This window comes from Pseudomonas sp. H1h (assembly GCF_000633255.1).
In the GTDB taxonomy this organism is placed as follows: Bacteria; Pseudomonadota; Gammaproteobacteria; order Pseudomonadales; family Pseudomonadaceae; genus Aquipseudomonas.
This window is the reverse complement of the sequence record NZ_AYMJ01000015.1, coordinates 390,681-406,396: the sequence shown is the minus strand read 5'-3', so window position 1 is coordinate 406,396 and position 15,716 is coordinate 390,681. Positions and strand designations below refer to the sequence as shown.

Here is a 15,716-nt window from a genome sequence, read left to right as displayed (position 1 = left end):
CTCTTCGCGAGCAGGCTCGCTCCCACATTGGAATGCATTCACATGTGGGAGCGAGCCTGCTCGCGAAAGCGATTAACCAGCCAGCTCGTTCATCCGCTTGAGCACGGCATTCAGGCCATTGCTGCGCGATGGCGACAGCTGTCGCGACAACCCCAGTTGATTGAACCAGTCCGGCAAATCCACCTGCTGCAACTCGGCAGCGCTCAAACCGTTGACCCGCAACAGCAGCAACGCCACCAACCCATGAATCATCCGCGCATCGCTGGCAGCGCTGAACTGCCAGTGGCCGTCCTGCAATTCCCCCACCAGCCACACCTGACTTTCACAGCCATGAACCCGGTTGGTCTCGCACTTGTCCGCGTCATCCAGCGGTGGCAGGCGATCACCAAATTGCATCAGCAGCCGTGCGCGCTGTTCCCAGCCAGCAGCATTCTGGAAGGTGTGCAGCGCTTCGGTAGCGGCAACCGGCAGGCTCATCGCAACAACTCCAGTGCCTGATCCAGCGCTTCAAAGAATCGTTCCAGGTCTTGCGAATCGTTGTACAACGCCAGCGACACACGAATCGCCCCGGCCAGCTCAAGGCTTTTCAGCAACGGCATGGCGCAATGATGCCCGGCGCGCACGGCGATGCCTTGCTCGGTCAGCAAGTGCGCCAGATCGGCGTTATGCACACCCTCAACGACAAAACTCGCCAGCGCCAACTGCGGTTTGCCCAACAGGCGAATGCCGTTGCGGGCGGCGAGACCTTGCAGCAGATAGTCGTGCAGCGCGGCTTCGTGGGCCGACACCGCGTCCTGATCCAGCCCTGCCAGATAGTCGAGGGTTGCACCCAACCCGATCACGCTGGCAATCGGCGGTGTGCCCGCCTCGAAACCTAGCGGGGCAGGGCGGAAACGCGCGTCGTGATAGTTGGCTTCCAGCACCATTTCGCCGCCGAACTGCCACGGTTTCAGTTGCTCAAGCGCCTGGTTGCGCCCGAACAGCACGCCCAGGCCATCAGGGCCATACAGCTTGTGGCTGGAAAACACATAAAAGTCGCAACCCAGCGCCTGCACGTCGTGGCGCCCATGCACCACACCTTGCGCGCCATCGACCACCGTCAGTGCGTTCTGCGCCTTGGCCATCGCCAGCAGCGCCGGCAGCGGTTGCCAGGCACCGAGCACATTGGACAACTGACTGACTGCCAGCAAGCGAGTGCGCGGGGTGATCAGGCGCACGGCGGCGCCGAGGTCAATCACGCCGTCGGCGTCCAGCGGCAGGATCACCAGTTTCAGGTCGCGACGCTGCGCCAGTTGCTGCCACGGCAGCAGGTTGGCGTGATGCTCCAGGGCGCTGATGACAATCTCATCGCCCGGGTGGAAAAGATGTTCCAGGCCATAAGCCAGGAGATTCAGCGCGCTGGTGGCGCCGTGAGTGAAGATGATCTGCCCGCTGTCACCGGCATTCAGCCATTGGGCAACCTTGAGCCGACTGTCTTCGAACGCCTGCGTCGCATGAGCGCCGGGCAGGTGCTGCGCACGATGCACATTGGCCGCGCCGTTGGCGTAGTAATGCGTCAGTGCGTCGAGTAGAGCCTGGGGTTTTTGCGTGGTAGCGGCGTTGTCCAGATAGGTCTGGTCTTGCCGTTGCAGGGCGGCGATGGCCGGAAAATCGGCACGCCACGGGGAGGGAATCATCATCTGTTCAGCCCTGTGAACTTGGGCGGGGTGTACACAAGACACTGTGGGATCGAGCCTGCTCGCGAAGGCGCCCATATGGACGCAAAAAGCTTTGCGAGCAGGCTCGCTCCCACAAGTGCCAGCGGCACTTAGTTGTGAGCGTGCAGCGCTTCGTTCAGCTCGATCGCCGATTTGTGGGTTTTGCACTCCACGGCACCGGTTTCCGAGTTGCGACGGAACAGCAGGTCAGTCTGACCGGCCAGCTCGCGTGCTTTCACAACCTTGACCAGGTTGTTGTGCTCGTCCAGCAGCGCCACCTTGGTGCCTGCGGTCACGTACAGGCCCGACTCAACAGTGTTGCGGTCGCCCAGCGGGATACCGATACCGGCGTTGGCGCCGATCAGGCAGCCTTCGCCAACCTTGATCACGATGTTGCCGCCACCCGACAGGGTGCCCATGGTCGAGCAGCCGCCGCCCAGGTCCGAACCCTTGCCGACGAAGACGCCAGCGGAAACGCGGCCTTCGATCATGCCCGGGCCTTCGGTGCCGGCGTTGAAGTTGATGAAGCCTTCGTGCATCACGGTGGTGCCTTCGCCCACGTACGCACCCAGACGCAGACGTGCCGCGTCAGCGATACGCACGCCGGCCGGAACCACGTAATCGGTCATTTTCGGGAACTTGTCCACCGAGAACACTTCCAGCAGTTCGCCGCGCAGGCGGGCTTCGAGTTGCAGTTCGGCCAGTTCGCTCAGGTCGATCGCGCCCTGGCTGGTCCACGCTACGTTCGGCAGCAGCGGGAAAATCCCGGCCAGGCTCACGCCGTGCGGCTTGACCAGACGGTGGGACAGCAGGTGCAGCTTGAGGTAAGCCTCAGGCGTCGAGGTCAGTTGCGCGTCTTCAGCCAACAGGGTCGCGACCAGCGGCTTGTGGCTTTCGGCCAGACGGGTCAGCAGTTTGCCTTGCACGGCGTCGATGCCTTTCACCGCTTCAGCCAGTTGCGCAGCCTGCGCAGTGGTGAAAGTGATGGCCTGGTTGCCTTCGGTGTAACCGAGGATCGGCGCCACCGCGGCGACCAGTTCGGCCGATGGGTTGAGCAGGGGCTGTGCGTAGAACACTTCCAGCCACGCGCCTTGACGGTTCTGAGTGCCGACACCAAAGGCGATGCTGAACAGGGAATTGGACATGTGAATACCTCTAGCAATAAGTGACGGGCTGCTTACTTGAGTGCGGCCGCGTAGATGTCTGGCTTGAAGCCAATCAGGGTTCGGTCACCGAGATCGAGCACCGGGCGCTTGATCATCGAGGGTTGAGCGAGCATCAGTTCGATGGCTTTCGACTGGTCGAGATCGGCTTTACGTTCGTCGTCGAGTTTGCGAAAGGTCGTGCCTGCACGGTTCAACACCGTTTGCCAGCCGTGCTCGTCACACCATTGGGTCAGGTGCTCACGGTCGATGCCGGCAGTTTTGTAGTCATGGAAGTCGTAGCTGACAGCGTGTTCATCGAGCCAGGTGCGCGCCTTCTTCATGGTGTCGCAGGCTTTGATGCCGAAAAGGTGCAACGTTTTACTTGAAACGGTCAAGGAATCGCCCCCTTTACAGGTGCTGGAAAAAAATGGTGTCGGATTATGCCATGACCAAACGGTTTCGCGGCGCCGAGGTTTATCTGCCTGCAGATTACCCTGTGGCAGCAGGCTTGCTCGCGAAAGGCGTGTGTCAGTCGAAATCATTGCTCAATGACCCACCACCTTCGCGAGCAAGCTCGCTCCCACAAGGGGATTTGCGCCAGGGCTGCGACATAGGTGCAAACGCCAGACGCATCCTAAGCGGCTAATATGGCAGTTCAACGCTGTCGATTGTCTGGGATCTCCGCTTTATGCAAACCGCTTATACCGTCCTGATCCTGCTGATGCTGGTCAGTGTCTCGCGACTGGTCGGACGGGTCATCCCGCTGCCGCTGCCCCTCGTGCAAATCGCTGCTGGCGCCTTGTTGGCCTGGCCGACACTGGGTCTGCACGTGGCGCTCGATCCCGAATTGTTCCTTTTTCTGTTTCTGCCGCCGCTGCTGTTTTCCGACGGTTGGCGCATGCCCAAGCGCGAGTTCTGGCATTTGCGCGGGCCGATCCTGACGCTGGCGGTCGGTCTGGTGCTGTTCACCGTGGTTGGCGCCGGGTACTTCATTCACTGGCTGTTGCCGAGCATTCCGCTGGCGGTGGCCTTCGCCCTCGCCGCAGTGCTGTCGCCGACCGACGCGGTGGCGGTGTCGGCCATTTCGCAGAACCGCTTGCCGACGCCGCTGATGCACATCCTGCAAGGCGAGGCGCTGATGAACGATGCCTCGGGTCTGGTGACCTTCAAGTTTGCCTTGGTGGCGGCAGTGACTGGAGTGTTTTCGTTGGCCAATGCCAGCCTGACATTCGTGCTGGTGGCGGTCGGCGGGCTGGCGGTCGGTGTGGCGCTGAGCTGGCTGGTCGGGCGCTTGCGCGCGTGGATGATCGCCCGGGGCTGGGACGATCCGGCCACCCACGTGGTGTTCATGTTGCTGCTGCCGTTCGCCGCCTATGTATTGGCTGAACGACTGGGAGCCTCGGGCATTCTTTCGGCGGTGGCGGCGGGGATGATGCAGAGCTGGCTCGATCTGTTGCCGCGCCAAACCAGCACGCGCCTGCTCAATCGCAGCGTCTGGTCGTTGCTGGAGTTTGCGTTCAACGGCTTGATCTTCCTGCTGCTCGGCCTGCAATTGCCGGACATCATCAAGGCGGTGGTCAGCCATGAGCCCACGCTCTGGCCGACGCTGCTGTATCGCGGCCTCGATGTGGTGGCGATTTTTCTTGCTCTGGTGCTGTTGCGATTTATCTGGGTGCAGAGCATCTGGCGCTTGTCGGTGCTGCTGCGGCGGTTGCGTGGCAAGGGCGATTTGACGCAAGTGCCCACGGCGCGATCCTGTTGGTTGCTGACCGTCGGCGGTGTGCGCGGGGCGGTGACGCTGGCGGGTGTGATGTCAGTGCCGATGTTGATGGGCAGCGAGGCATTCCCTGAGCGTGACCTGCTGATCTTCATCGCCGCCGGGGTGATTCTGTTGTCGTTGATTTGTGCCTGCATCGCCTTGCCATTGCTGTTGCGCGGCATCGAGAAAAGCCCGGACGACAAGCGTCGCCAGGAAGTGCGCGATGCCTGGCGCAAAACCGCCGAGGCAGCGATTCATGCCCTGGAAACTGAAGAGGTTGGCCCGCAGGATGCAGCGCAGGCGGCGCTCTCGGCGGAGCTCAAGGCCCGGATCATGTCCGAGTATCGGCATCAGCTCGAAGTCTTCAACGACTCCGCCGAGGCACAGGCGCTGGCGTTCCAGATGGATCTGCTGGAGCGGCGTTTACGCTTGAAGGCGTTGCGGGCGCAGCGTCTGGAGTTGTATAGCCTGAGTCGTCATCACCAGATTGGTGATGACGTGCTGCGCGAAGTGCTGGGTGAGCTGGATCTGAGTGAGGCGAATCTTGGCTCAGTGAAGTGATGCCGCAAATATTGGTGATTTCAAGCTGAACCTGCTTTCTGTCAGGCGTCGGATTGAGGGTAAGCGGTCGTCATGAAGGCCTTGTCCTTTTCGCTGAGGACGAAATTGAGGTGTATCTGAAAGTCACCTTTGGTCCAGTTCTGGCGAATGGCGTAATGCATGATGGATTTCGGGTCGTAAGGAGAATGGTTGACCTCGCTGGCATCAAGAAGATTGAAGTAAGTCAGGTCTATCCGGCTACGATCCAGATCACTCCTTGCGTCGAAATGTTGATAAACAGCTTCCTTGTCCCAGGGAATGGTCATTTCAGGGTGCAAGTGCTCGTGTTCGGCTCCGAGCATGTGGCCGAATTCATGGGTGGCCTGGGCCATGAAGAATTTGATTGAAAGATCCTGATCCGGGGACAGCTTCAGTGTCGCTTCGGTTTGATCTTCAACGGTCAATGCGTCAGTCCCGATCATCGACCAGTAAGCTCCCGGCTCGCTGGAAATACGAATCTCTGCTTCACCCTCTTCAATGTATTGAAAGTTCAGGTTGACGTGAGGTTGCCAATTGGCGAGTGCAGCCTTTGTCGCCTCTTTGAAGGACAAACTGCCGTTCAGAAACCGAATGCGTAACAGGCGACCGGGCGTCCAGAATTTCGTGTGCCGGGCGACTGAACGTTTGTTTCGGCTGTCCGTGGCGGTATTGCAATTGTCAGGATTCTCCTTGATGGCAGTTTCGTAAGAGGTATCAAGGCTATTCAACGTGGCGAGTTGGCAAGGGTTCAGATTGTCCATAATCAAAGAGCTCCATAGATAAAGGTAAGTGATATCAGAGTTTGGGGTAAGCCTTGCGCATGTTGCGCCGATCAAGTTTGCTGATTTTGGTATTAACGCCCACTTCCCAATTGCCGAGGGTCAGCTCGTTGGGGATCTCATAATGCATGATGGAACTCTTGTCATAAGGTCCTTTCAGTGAGGTGCTGACATCGAGCGTGTTGAAAATATTCTTATCGACGTCTTCCACGGTCCATTGAAAGTGTCGATTGTAGTATTCATAAACTTTTGGCACATCCCAGGGGATGTTCGCGGATGGGTGCTGATGCTCATGTTGCATTCCCAGTGCATGACCGAATTCGTGGAGTACGGTCAGATCGAACTCCACATGATCCGGGTCGATACCCAGCCTCAGGGTGGGCAGGTCCGATGGCACCAGAAGTGCGTCAGTCCCAAGGTATGAGTTGGATACGTCGTCCGTTGTGGAAATGCGTATTTCCCCTGCCTGGCCATCATCGAATTTGAACGTCAGATTAGTGGCGGGCTCCCATTGTCGGATCAATTTTTCGATACGCTGCTTGAGATTGACAGGTAAGTTTTCCATGAAACTGATAGTCAATACTCGGCCATGGCCCCAGAATTTTTGCCAACTGCCAATGGAGCGTTTACTGCGACCAGCCGTTAAGGTGGGACGTTCGTTGTGAGGGTTCTCGTTGACAGCGGCCTGATAAGATGCCAGTTGATTGTCGGGGTGAATAAGTTTGCATGGGATAGCGATGTTCATTGGGGGTGCCGATATGTATAAAAGATTGTTGTGTGGGTTTGGTGTTTAATTGGTTTTTAAGGCTAAGTTGTTTTCAGGTTGTTGTTAAGCGTTATTCTGGTGAATGTTGTTGCTTGATATTGGTAGGGGGGGGGCTTGCGCCGTGGGGAAAAGAAGCTAGAGATTAGTGCACTTTGTAATAGTTCAGGGGAGGGAGGTGTTGCGAGAAAAATAGCTTGAGTGTTGTTGTGGAAGTTCCTGCTCGGCATTGCACTGGAGGTGTCGGGTGACTGCTGGCGCTTGAAGCGCGGCCCGAACAAGTGGAAGTTTTAAAGTTAGAAGTGTATTTCGTTAGTATATTGCTCTCGCGCGATATTGCATCGCGCGAGAATCTGACTATCAGGATGGGTGGCGAATAATGAAGTTTTTTATCCGTTCAGCCGCTTCCACACATTCAGCCAATGGTGCAACCAGTGCCATCCGCACACGACCGGCCCCCGGGTTGACGCCGCCCACTTCGCGGGACAGGTACGAGCCAGGCACCACGGTCACATGTTCTTCGGCAAACAGGTCCCGGCAGAACGCCGCATCGTCACCCTGCACATTCGGCCACAGGTAGAAGCTGCCATCCGGACGCTGCACATCCATCACCGGGCTGAGGATTTCCAGGACCGCGTCGAACTTCTCGCGGTACAGCGCACGGTTGGCGCGCACATGCACTTCGTCATTCCACGCCGCAACGCTGGCCAGTTGGGTTTGTACCGGCATCGCGCAGCCGTGGTAGGTGCGGTACAGCAGAAAACCCTTGAGTACATCGGCATCGCCGGCGACGAAGCCGGAGCGCAGGCCCGGCAGGTTGGAGCGCTTGGACAGGCTATGGAACACCACGCAGCGTTTGAAGTCCTTGCGGCCCAGTTCGACGCAGGCGCTGAGCAGGCCCGGTGGCGGGGTTTGTTCGTCGAAGTACAGCTCGCTGTAGCACTCGTCCGCAGCGATCACGAAGTCGTGCTCGTCAGCCAGGGCGATCAGTTTTTTCAGCACGTCGACCGGGATCAGCGCGCCGGTCGGGTTGCCCGGCGAGCACAGGAACAGGATCTGGCAGCGTTTCCAGATCTCTGGCGATACGGCGTCGAAGTCCGGATTGAAGCCGTTCTCGTCCAGGCATGGCAGGTAGTGCGGCTTGGCGCCGGCGAGGAACGCTGCGCCTTCGTAGATTTGATAGAACGGGTTAGGGCTGACCACCAGGGCATCGTCACCGCGGTTGACCACGGTCTGGGTGAAGGCGAACAGCGCTTCACGGGTGCCGTTGACTGGCAGTACGTTGCGCGCAGGGTCAATCCAGCCGCTCGGCACGCCGAAACGACGCTCGCACCAGCCAGCGATGGCTTCGCGCAGGGCCGGGATGCCGAGGGTGGTCGGGTATACCGCCATCTGATCCAGATTGTTCGCCAGCGCTTCGGCGACAAAGCTCGGCGAGCGATGTTTCGGCTCGCCGATCGACAGGGCGATCGGGCGTTTGTCCGGGTTCGGGGTCACGGTGCCGAGCAGGGCGCGGAGTTTTTCGAACGGGTAGGGCTGGAGCTGGTTCAGAGCGTTGTTCATGGATGCCTCGTTCAATGTGGGGGGCGATACACCAATGCTGGCAGATGCGCAAAACGTATAGGAGTGAGCCTGCTCGCGATGGCGGCGTCATGTTCAACGCTGCGGGTGGCTGATACACCGCTATCGCGAGCAGGCTCGCTCCTGCAGGGGGTTTGATCAACAGGCTGGTATCGGAGTGATCCTTCCCACAGGGGTCATGTGTTAATTCAGATACTGATACGCGAAAGCTTGATATCCGGTTCCTGATTGACGCTCAGTTGTTCAACGATTGCATCCTGCAAGCGGCTGCACAGCAGCGGGTCGGACAGCGGCTGGTTGTGGGCGTCGGTGATGAAGAACACGTCTTCCACCCGTTCGCCCAGGGTCGCAATCTTCGCGTTCTGCAGCGACAGGTCGAACTCGAGGAAGATCCCGCCGATCCGTGCCAGCAGGCCCGGGCGGTCAGGCGCGGTCAGTTCCAGCACTGTCACCGGACGCTGGGCATCGTTATGGATCGTCACCTGCGGCGCAAACGCGAAGTGCTTGAGCTGACGCGGCACCCGACGCTGGATGATCGTCGGGTAGTCGTCCGGGTTGCGCAGCGCTTCGGTCAGACCGTCGCGGATCTGTTTGATCCGTGCCGGGTTGTCACCGATGGATTCACCATCGTTGTCGAGCACGATGTAGGTGTCGAGAGTGAACTGGCTGCTCGAGGTGATGACCCGGGCGTCATGAATGTTCAGGTTGAGCTGGTCCATCGCGGCCACGGTCACGGCGAAGAAGTCGTGCTGATCGGGCGCATAAATGAAGATCTGCGTACCGCCCTCGAACTCGCGCTGGGTGGTTTCCTTGATCAGTACCAGCGGGCCGCCATCGGCCGGCTGCTGCAGGATCGCATCACTGTGCCAGGCCACGTCGCCAGCGGTGTGACGCAGGAAATAGTCATCGCCCAACTGCGCCCACAACTGCTCGACGTCGTCCGGGTCGGTGCCGCCGCGCACCAGAATATCCAGGGCCGCGCTCTGGGTCTGGCGGATCTGCTCCTCCCGATCGACCGGGTTTTCCAGACCACGGCGCAGGGCGCGTTTGGTCTCGGTGTAGAGCTGGCGCAACAGGCTGGCGCGCCACGAGTTCCACAGCGTCGGGTTCGTCGCATTGATGTCGGCCACGGTCAGCACATACAGGTAGTCCAGACGGGTTTCGTCGCCGACGATCTGGGCGAAATCGTGGATCACCTGCGGATCGGACAGATCCTTGCGCTGCGCGGTGGTCGACATCACCAGATGATTTTGCACCAGCCAGACGATCAGGCGGCTGTCCCATGTTGGCAGTTGATGACGCTGGCAGAACGCTTCGGCATCGACTGCGCCGATGTCCGAGTGATCGCCATGCCGGCCCTTGCCGATGTCGTGGTACAGACCGGCCATGTAGATCAGTTCGGGCTTGGGCAGTTTGGCCATGAGCTTGGCGGCCAACGGGAATTTTTCCGACACCTGGGTGTACTGCAACTTACGCAGGTGTTTGATCAGGTTCAGGGTGTGCGCGTCGACCGTATAGATGTGGAACAGGTCGTGCTGCATCTGCCCGACGATGAACCCGAACTCCGGCAGGTAGCGCCCGAGGATGCCGTAGCGGTTCATCCGGCGCAGGTTGCGGTGGACGCCGATCTTGCACTTGAACAGCTCGATGAACAGGCTGGTATTGCGGATGTCGTTGCGGAAGTTGTCGTCGATCAGGTGACGGTTTTCCCGCAGCAGACGAATGGTGTCGGCGCGCACGCCTTTGATTTCCGGCTGCTGGGCCATCAGTACGAAGATTTCGAGCATGGCGAACGGCGTGCGGCGGAACACGTTGTCGTTGCGCGCCTCGATGTAACCGTCATGCAACTGGAAACGCGAGTTGATCGGCTGCGGCGGTGCTTCGTCTTCCGGGGCGAGGATCACTTCCTCGAAATGCTGAATGATCAGGTCGCTGAGCTGGGCGATGCTCATCACCACGCGGAAATACTGCTGCATGAAGTTTTCGACGGCCTGTTTGGCGTCGTCGCCTTCAAAGCCCAGCAGGCCGGCAATGGTCCGTTGATGATCGAACAGCAGGCGGTCTTCGGAGCGACCGGCGAGCATGTGCAGGGCGTAGCGTACCTTCCAGAGAAATTCCTGGGAGGACGCCAACAGCGCGTTTTCACTCTCCACCAGGAAACCTTCGCCGGCCAGGGCGCGCAGGTTCAGGGTGCCGTACTGACGACGGGCCACCCACAGAATCGTCTGGATATCCCGCAGGCCGCCGGGCGAGCCTTTGACGTTGGGTTCCAGGTTGTATTCGGTGTCGTTGTACTTGTGGTGACGGGCCTTCTGCTCGGCGCGTTTGGCCAGGAAGAACTCCTTGGCCGGCCACATGTGTGCAGTGCTGGTGACATCGAGCATGCGCTGACGCAGGCGCTCGGGGCCGCAGATGGTGCGGCTTTCCATCAGGTTGGTGACGACGGTCAGGTCGGCGCGGGCCTCTTCGGCGCATTCGTCGACCGAGCGCACGCTCTGGCCGACTTCCAGGCCGATATCCCACAGCAGCGTCAGAAAGCGCTCGATGGAGTCGCGGAAAACCTCGTGATCGGCGCTGTCGAGCAGGATCAGCAAGTCGATGTCGGAGTAGGGATGCAGCTCACCCCGACCATAGCCGCCGACTGCGACCAGTGCGATGTCGGCGTCTTCGCTCCAGTTGAACTGCTCCCAGGCCTTTTGCAGGATGTTGTCGACGAACCAGGCACGGTCTTCGATCAGCCGGCGGATGTCGCGGCCATTGCGAAAACGCGTGTCGAGGACCTCGCGAGCCTGGCGGATCGCCTTCTTGAACGCCGCGATGGGACTCGCTTTCAGGGCCAGTTCAGCCTGGAACTGGCCGCGGTCGAAGAGTTCGGGATCCACCTGCGGCATCGATTGGCTTTCCTTCTATAAGGCTGGGAGCGTTGTGTGGATCAGGCCGAGATGCGCGCGATGGTGTCGTCGGCGCGCAGGGTAAAGATCTCGTAGCCGGTATCGGTCACCAGCAGGGTGTGTTCCCACTGCGCCGAGAGCTTGCGGTCCTTGGTGATGGCGGTCCAGCCGTCGCCCAGCACCTTGGTGTCGGCCTTGCCCTGGTTGATCATCGGCTCGATGGTGAAGGTCATGCCGGCCTTCAGTTCCATGCCGGTGCCTGCGCGGCCGTAGTGCAGGATCTGCGGCTCTTCGTGGAAGACCTTGCCGATGCCGTGACCGCAGAACTCGCGAACTACCGAGAAGCCGTTCTTTTCAGCGTGCTTCTGGATGACTTCGCCGATGTCGCCGAGGCGGCAGCCGGGTTTGACGATTTCGATCGCCTTGTACATGCATTCCTGGGTGACCTGCGACAGGCGCTCGGCCCAGACCGGCACTTCGCCGACGTGGAACATGCGGCTGGTGTCGCCATGGTAGCCGTCCTTGATCACGGTGACGTCGATGTTCAGGGTGTCGCCGTTTTTCAGTGGCTTGTCGTTCGGGATGCCGTGGCAGACCACGTGGTTGATCGAAGTGCAGATCGACTTCGGGTAGCCTTTGTAGTTGAGCGGAGCAGGGATGGCCTGCTGCACGTCGACGATGTAGTCGTGGCAGATCTGGTTCAGCTGATCGGTGGTCACGCCCGGTTTGACGTGTTCGGCAATCATTTCCAGCACACCGGCGGCCAGTTTGCCGGCGACACGCATGCCAGCGATGTCCTCGGGGGTTTTGAGGTTGACGGTCATACAGGCTCTCTCTGCGCTCGGCGGCGCTTGCTGATACGGATTGGGTGGCGAGTGTTCTTTTCGCGACCCTGAAAAACCCGATTCTAACAGACGAAAGGAGCAAATCCGCGCCTGCGTGCATCGTGTCTCTCTATACAATGGTGTGCCCGAAGGCGATTCCAAGGGGGCTGCGCCCATGTCCTTGGTGCGATTGCAGATTCCGGGTTCCGTTTCTGCGCACCCTGTGGTATAAAATGCGCCGCTTTCCGGGGATACCCCGAAAAGCTTAAATCCACACACGTGTCGACACGATGACCTGGGTGCTTTTGGCTTTATGCCACTGGTTGGTCATTGGGATACGTGGAGGCCAAACCCGACTTATTAAGGAACTATCATGTCCCAAGTCAACATGCGCGATATGCTGAAGGCCGGTGTGCACTTCGGTCACCAAACCCGTTACTGGAATCCGAAAATGGGTAAGTACATTTTCGGCGCGCGTAACAAGATTCACATCATCAACCTTGAAAAAACCCTGCCAATGTTCAACGAAGCTCTGACTTTCGTAGAACGTCTGGCCCAGGGCAAAAACAAGATTCTGTTCGTCGGCACCAAGCGTTCCGCTGGCAAGATCGTTGCTGAAGAAGCAGCACGTTGCGGTTCGCCGTACGTCGATCACCGCTGGTTGGGCGGCATGCTGACCAACTTCAAAACCATTCGTGCTTCCATCAAGCGTCTGCGTGACCTTGAAGTTCAAGCCGAAGACGGTACTTTCGCCAAGCTGACCAAGAAAGAAGCGCTGATGCGCTCCCGTGACCTGGAAAAGCTGGATCGCTCCCTGGGCGGCATCAAGGACATGGGCGGTCTGCCAGACGCACTGTTCGTGATCGACGTTGACCACGAGCGCATCGCGATCACCGAAGCCAACAAGCTGGGCATCCCGGTAATCGGCGTTGTCGATACCAACAGCAGCCCGGAAGGCGTTGACTACATCATCCCAGGCAACGATGACGCAATCCGCGCTATCCAGCTGTACATGGGTTCGATGGCTGACGCAGTGATCCGCGGTCGCAACAATGTTGCTGGCGGTACTGTTGAATTCGCAGCTGAAGAAACTCAGGCTGCAGCTGAGTAATTGACGCCCTGGCGTTGACTCAGTAAGCAAAAAGGGGGCTTGGCCCCCTTTTTGCCACCTCGAAAACCGTTTGTTGGCGCCCACTTGTGGTGGCGCATCCCCTGCATCTGTAACGTGCGGCGGGTACAAGGTGATTCGGGAAGAATTGAACGCCCGTTCGATCGGGTGGAATGGTTGAAAACCTATCCAAGAGGAATTTGAAAATGGCAGCAATTACTGCAGCGTTGGTTAAAGAACTGCGCGAGCGTACCGGCGAAGGCATGATGGACTGCAAGAAAGCCCTGGAAAAGGCTGACGGCGACATCGAAAAAGCCATTGATGACATGCGTGCTTCGGGCGCGATCAAGGCTGCGAAAAAGGCTGGCAACGTTGCCGCTGAAGGCGCAATCGCAATCAAGGACGACGGTAAAGCTGCCGTTATCCTGGAAGTGAACTCGCAGACCGACTTCCTGGCCCTGCAAGACGACTTCAAAAACTTTGTTGCTGCCAGCGTTGAAAAAGCCTTCGCTGACAAGCTGACCGACGCTGCTCCGCTGATCGCTGCTCAAGAAGCCGCTCGCGAAGCACTGGTTGCCAAAGTAGGCGAGAACGTCAACATCCGTCGTCTGACCCGTATCGAAGGTGACGTTGTAGGTTCGTACCTGCACGGCAACAAGATCGGTGTTGTTGTGGCTCTGAAAGGCGGTGACGTCGAGCTGGCCAAAGACATCGCGATGCACGTAGCTGCCAGCAACCCTGAGTTCCTGCTGCCTTCGCAAGTTTCGGCTGAAGCGATCGAGCGTGAAAAAGCTGTGTTCCTGCAGCTGAACGAAGAGAAAATCAAAGGCAAGCCAGAAAACATTGTTGAGAACATGGTCAAAGGCCGTATCAGCAAGTTCCTGGCGGAAGCGAGCCTGGTTGAGCAGGCGTTCGTCAAGAACCCTGAAATCAAGGTTGGCGAGCTGGCCAAGAAAGGCGGCGCAGAAATCGTTTCCTTCACCTACTTCAAAGTAGGCGAAGGCATCGAGAAGCCGGTCGACAACTTCGCTGAAGAAGTTGCTGCCCAGCTGGCTGCCGCCAAGCAATAAGACGGTTTTTCAACTGTCGCCCGAAAGAGGCTGCCCGCTCACGCGCGCAGCCTCTTTTCAGATGGGGTTACCAATTTTTTATTGGTTTCCACTTGGAACTGACTTACAAAGCCATGTTCCGATGGCGCTGAAGCAGCGCCAAGCTAGAGTGAACGCCAGCTGTAAACAGCTCGCAAAGAATTTTTAAATACGCCGCAGGAGAGATTCGCAATGGCTCAGCAGGGCAGTGGTTATCAGGCTCGCTATAAACGCATTCTACTCAAGCTTAGCGGCGAGGCCCTGATGGGCTCGGAAGAGTTCGGGATCGATCCAAAAGTACTGGATCGCATGGCGCTGGAAGTCGGCCAACTGGTCGGTATCGGCGTACAGGTCGGTCTGGTGATCGGCGGTGGCAACCTGTTCCGTGGCGAAGCCCTGAGCAAGGCTGGCATGGATCGGGTGACAGGCGACCACATGGGCATGCTGGCCACTGTGATGAACGCCCTGGCCATGCGCGATGCGCTGGAACGTGCCAATATCTCGGCCATCGTAATGTCGGCCATTTCCATGGTTGGCGTGACCGATCACTATGATCGCCGCAAAGCGATGCGTCACCTGAACTCCAAAGACGTCGTGATCTTCGCAGCCGGTACCGGCAATCCGTTCTTCACCACGGATTCGGCAGCCTGCCTGCGTGCCATCGAAATCGATGCCGACGTCGTGCTGAAGGCGACCAAGGTTGATGGCGTCTACACCGCAGACCCGTTCAAAGACCCGCATGCCGAGAAGTTCGATCATCTGACTTATGATGAAGTCCTGGATCGCAAGCTGGGTGTAATGGATCTGACAGCAATTTGCCTGTGTCGCGACCATAAGATGCCACTGCGCGTATTCAACATGAACAAGCCCGGCGCCCTGCTGAACATCGTGCATGGCGGCGCTGAAGGCACCCTGATCGAGGAAGGTCAACAATGATCAACGAAATCAAGAAAGACGCTCAAGAGCGCATGCAGAAATCCCTCGAATCCCTGGCTCACGCATTTGGCCAGATTCGTACCGGTAAAGCCCACCCAAGCATTCTGGGCAGTGTGATGGTGCCGTACTACGGCGCAGACACTTCCATCACCCAAGTGGCCAACATCACTGTAAAAGACTCGCGCACCCTGCAAGTCGTGGCGTTCGAGCGCAACATGCTCGCGGCTGTCGACAAGGCAATCCAGAGCGCTGGCCTGAACCTCAATCCGACCAACCTGGGCGAATTGTTGCTGATTTCCATGCCAGCCTTGACCGAGGAAACCCGTAAGGGATTTACCAAGCAAGCTCGTAGCGCAGCAGAAGATGCTCGTGTAGCGGTGCGTAACATCCGTCGCGATGCGCTGGGCGAGCTCAAAAAACTGGTCAAGGATAAAGAAATCAGCGAAGACGAAGAGCGTCGTGCCACCGCTGATATCGACAAGCTGACCAAAGACTTCGAGGCCCAGATCACCAAGGCCACGGACGAGAAAGAAAAAGACCTGATGGCCGTATAAGGGTCGCGTTTC

The 15,716-nt window shown here is 58.5% G+C and carries 14 protein-coding genes; 5 read left to right on the top strand and 9 right to left on the bottom strand.

All coding sequences use genetic code 11. From position 1 onward, the window contains the following. Nucleotides 1-72: 72 nt before the first annotated feature. From U862_RS0113585 to U862_RS0113570, 4 genes are all read right to left on the bottom strand, one after another. A complete protein-coding gene (locus U862_RS0113585) occupies nt 73-477 on the bottom strand; it encodes a SufE family protein (protein ID WP_025110897.1) in 405 nt (134 codons plus the stop codon). Next, a complete protein-coding gene (locus U862_RS0113580) occupies nt 474-1,679 on the bottom strand; it encodes an aminotransferase class V-fold PLP-dependent enzyme (RefSeq protein ID WP_025110896.1) in 1,206 nt (401 codons plus the stop codon). Before U862_RS0113580 ends, U862_RS0113585 begins: the two co-directional genes overlap by 4 nt. 128 nt (nt 1,680-1,807) lie before the next feature. Continuing rightward, complete coding sequence (dapD, locus tag U862_RS0113575) at nt 1,808-2,842, bottom strand: 2,3,4,5-tetrahydropyridine-2,6-dicarboxylate N-succinyltransferase (RefSeq protein ID WP_007954762.1); 1,035 nt, start codon at nt 2,840-2,842, stop codon at nt 1,808-1,810. Between the two features lie 32 nt (nt 2,843-2,874). Further along, complete coding sequence (locus U862_RS0113570; protein WP_003222107.1) at nt 2,875-3,237, bottom strand: ArsC family reductase; 363 nt, start codon at nt 3,235-3,237, stop codon at nt 2,875-2,877. Between the two features lie 293 nt (nt 3,238-3,530). Between U862_RS0113570 and U862_RS0113565 the strand changes: the two genes are divergently transcribed. Continuing rightward, on the top strand, nt 3,531-5,162 hold the full coding sequence (locus tag U862_RS0113565) for a Na+/H+ antiporter (RefSeq protein ID WP_025110895.1): 1,632 nt from the start codon (nt 3,531-3,533) through the stop codon (nt 5,160-5,162). A 41-nt stretch (nt 5,163-5,203) separates the two neighbouring features. Here U862_RS0113565 and U862_RS0113560 read toward each other — a convergent pair whose 3' ends face one another. From U862_RS0113560 to map, 5 genes are all read right to left on the bottom strand, one after another. Then, nucleotides 5,204-5,941, bottom strand: a complete 738-nt coding sequence (locus U862_RS0113560; RefSeq protein ID WP_025110894.1) for a M12 family metallopeptidase — start codon at nt 5,939-5,941, stop codon at nt 5,204-5,206. A gap of 34 nt (nt 5,942-5,975) precedes the next feature. Further along, nucleotides 5,976-6,704, bottom strand: a complete 729-nt coding sequence (locus U862_RS0113555; protein WP_025110893.1) for a M12 family metallopeptidase — start codon at nt 6,702-6,704, stop codon at nt 5,976-5,978. Nucleotides 6,705-7,082: 378 nt separating this feature from the next. Next, complete coding sequence (gene dapC / locus U862_RS0113545) at nt 7,083-8,285, bottom strand: succinyldiaminopimelate transaminase (protein WP_025110892.1); 1,203 nt, start codon at nt 8,283-8,285, stop codon at nt 7,083-7,085. A 206-nt stretch (nt 8,286-8,491) separates the two neighbouring features. Then, nucleotides 8,492-11,194, bottom strand: a complete 2,703-nt coding sequence (locus U862_RS0113540) for a [protein-PII] uridylyltransferase (protein ID WP_025110891.1) — start codon at nt 11,192-11,194, stop codon at nt 8,492-8,494. A gap of 41 nt (nt 11,195-11,235) precedes the next feature. After that, on the bottom strand, nt 11,236-12,018 hold the full coding sequence (map, locus tag U862_RS0113535; RefSeq protein ID WP_025110890.1) for a type I methionyl aminopeptidase: 783 nt from the start codon (nt 12,016-12,018) through the stop codon (nt 11,236-11,238). 373 nt (nt 12,019-12,391) lie between these two features. On the opposite strand from map, the gene rpsB reads away from it, so the two are divergent. The 4 genes from rpsB to frr all read left to right on the top strand — a co-directional run bounded on the left by rpsB (nt 12,392) and on the right by frr (nt 15,704). Then, nucleotides 12,392-13,129, top strand: a complete 738-nt coding sequence (rpsB, locus tag U862_RS0113530) for a 30S ribosomal protein S2 (RefSeq protein ID WP_003222119.1) — start codon at nt 12,392-12,394, stop codon at nt 13,127-13,129. 203 nt (nt 13,130-13,332) lie between these two features. Then, the gene (gene tsf, locus U862_RS0113525; protein WP_025110889.1) at nt 13,333-14,196 is read left to right on the top strand and encodes a translation elongation factor Ts; all 864 of its coding nucleotides are present in this window, start codon (nt 13,333-13,335) and stop codon (nt 14,194-14,196) included. A gap of 210 nt (nt 14,197-14,406) precedes the next feature. Next, the gene (gene pyrH / locus U862_RS0113520; RefSeq protein WP_003222124.1) at nt 14,407-15,150 is read left to right on the top strand and encodes a UMP kinase; all 744 of its coding nucleotides are present in this window, start codon (nt 14,407-14,409) and stop codon (nt 15,148-15,150) included. Further along, nucleotides 15,147-15,704 (top strand): ribosome recycling factor, encoded by a 558-nt coding sequence (gene frr / locus U862_RS0113515; protein WP_025110888.1) that lies wholly within the window; start codon nt 15,147-15,149, stop codon nt 15,702-15,704. The genes pyrH and frr overlap by 4 nt, the downstream gene beginning before the upstream one ends. Nucleotides 15,705-15,716: the final 12 nt, after the last annotated feature.

Excerpts from the sequence above, each read along its gene's own strand:
- U862_RS0113585 (WP_025110897.1), bottom strand. The coding sequence starts at position 477 with ATGAGCCTGCCGGTTGCCGCTACCGAAGCGCTGCACACCTTCCAGAAT.
- U862_RS0113580 (WP_025110896.1), bottom strand. The coding sequence starts at position 1,679 with ATGATGATTCCCTCCCCGTGGCGTGCCGATTTTCCGGCCATCGCCGCC.
- dapD (WP_007954762.1), bottom strand. The coding sequence starts at position 2,842 with ATGTCCAATTCCCTGTTCAGCATCGCCTTTGGTGTCGGCACTCAGAAC.
- U862_RS0113565 (WP_025110895.1), top strand. The coding sequence starts at position 3,531 with ATGCAAACCGCTTATACCGTCCTGATCCTGCTGATGCTGGTCAGTGTC.
- U862_RS0113560 (WP_025110894.1), bottom strand. The coding sequence starts at position 5,941 with ATGGACAATCTGAACCCTTGCCAACTCGCCACGTTGAATAGCCTTGAT.
- U862_RS0113555 (WP_025110893.1), bottom strand. The coding sequence starts at position 6,704 with ATGAACATCGCTATCCCATGCAAACTTATTCACCCCGACAATCAACTG.
- dapC (WP_025110892.1), bottom strand. The coding sequence starts at position 8,285 with ATGAACAACGCTCTGAACCAGCTCCAGCCCTACCCGTTCGAAAAACTC.
- U862_RS0113540 (WP_025110891.1), bottom strand. The coding sequence starts at position 11,194 with ATGCCGCAGGTGGATCCCGAACTCTTCGACCGCGGCCAGTTCCAGGCT.
- map (WP_025110890.1), bottom strand. The coding sequence starts at position 12,018 with ATGACCGTCAACCTCAAAACCCCCGAGGACATCGCTGGCATGCGTGTC.
- rpsB (WP_003222119.1), top strand. The coding sequence starts at position 12,392 with ATGTCCCAAGTCAACATGCGCGATATGCTGAAGGCCGGTGTGCACTTC.
- tsf (WP_025110889.1), top strand. The coding sequence starts at position 13,333 with ATGGCAGCAATTACTGCAGCGTTGGTTAAAGAACTGCGCGAGCGTACC.
- pyrH (WP_003222124.1), top strand. The coding sequence starts at position 14,407 with ATGGCTCAGCAGGGCAGTGGTTATCAGGCTCGCTATAAACGCATTCTA.
- frr (WP_025110888.1), top strand. The coding sequence starts at position 15,147 with ATGATCAACGAAATCAAGAAAGACGCTCAAGAGCGCATGCAGAAATCC.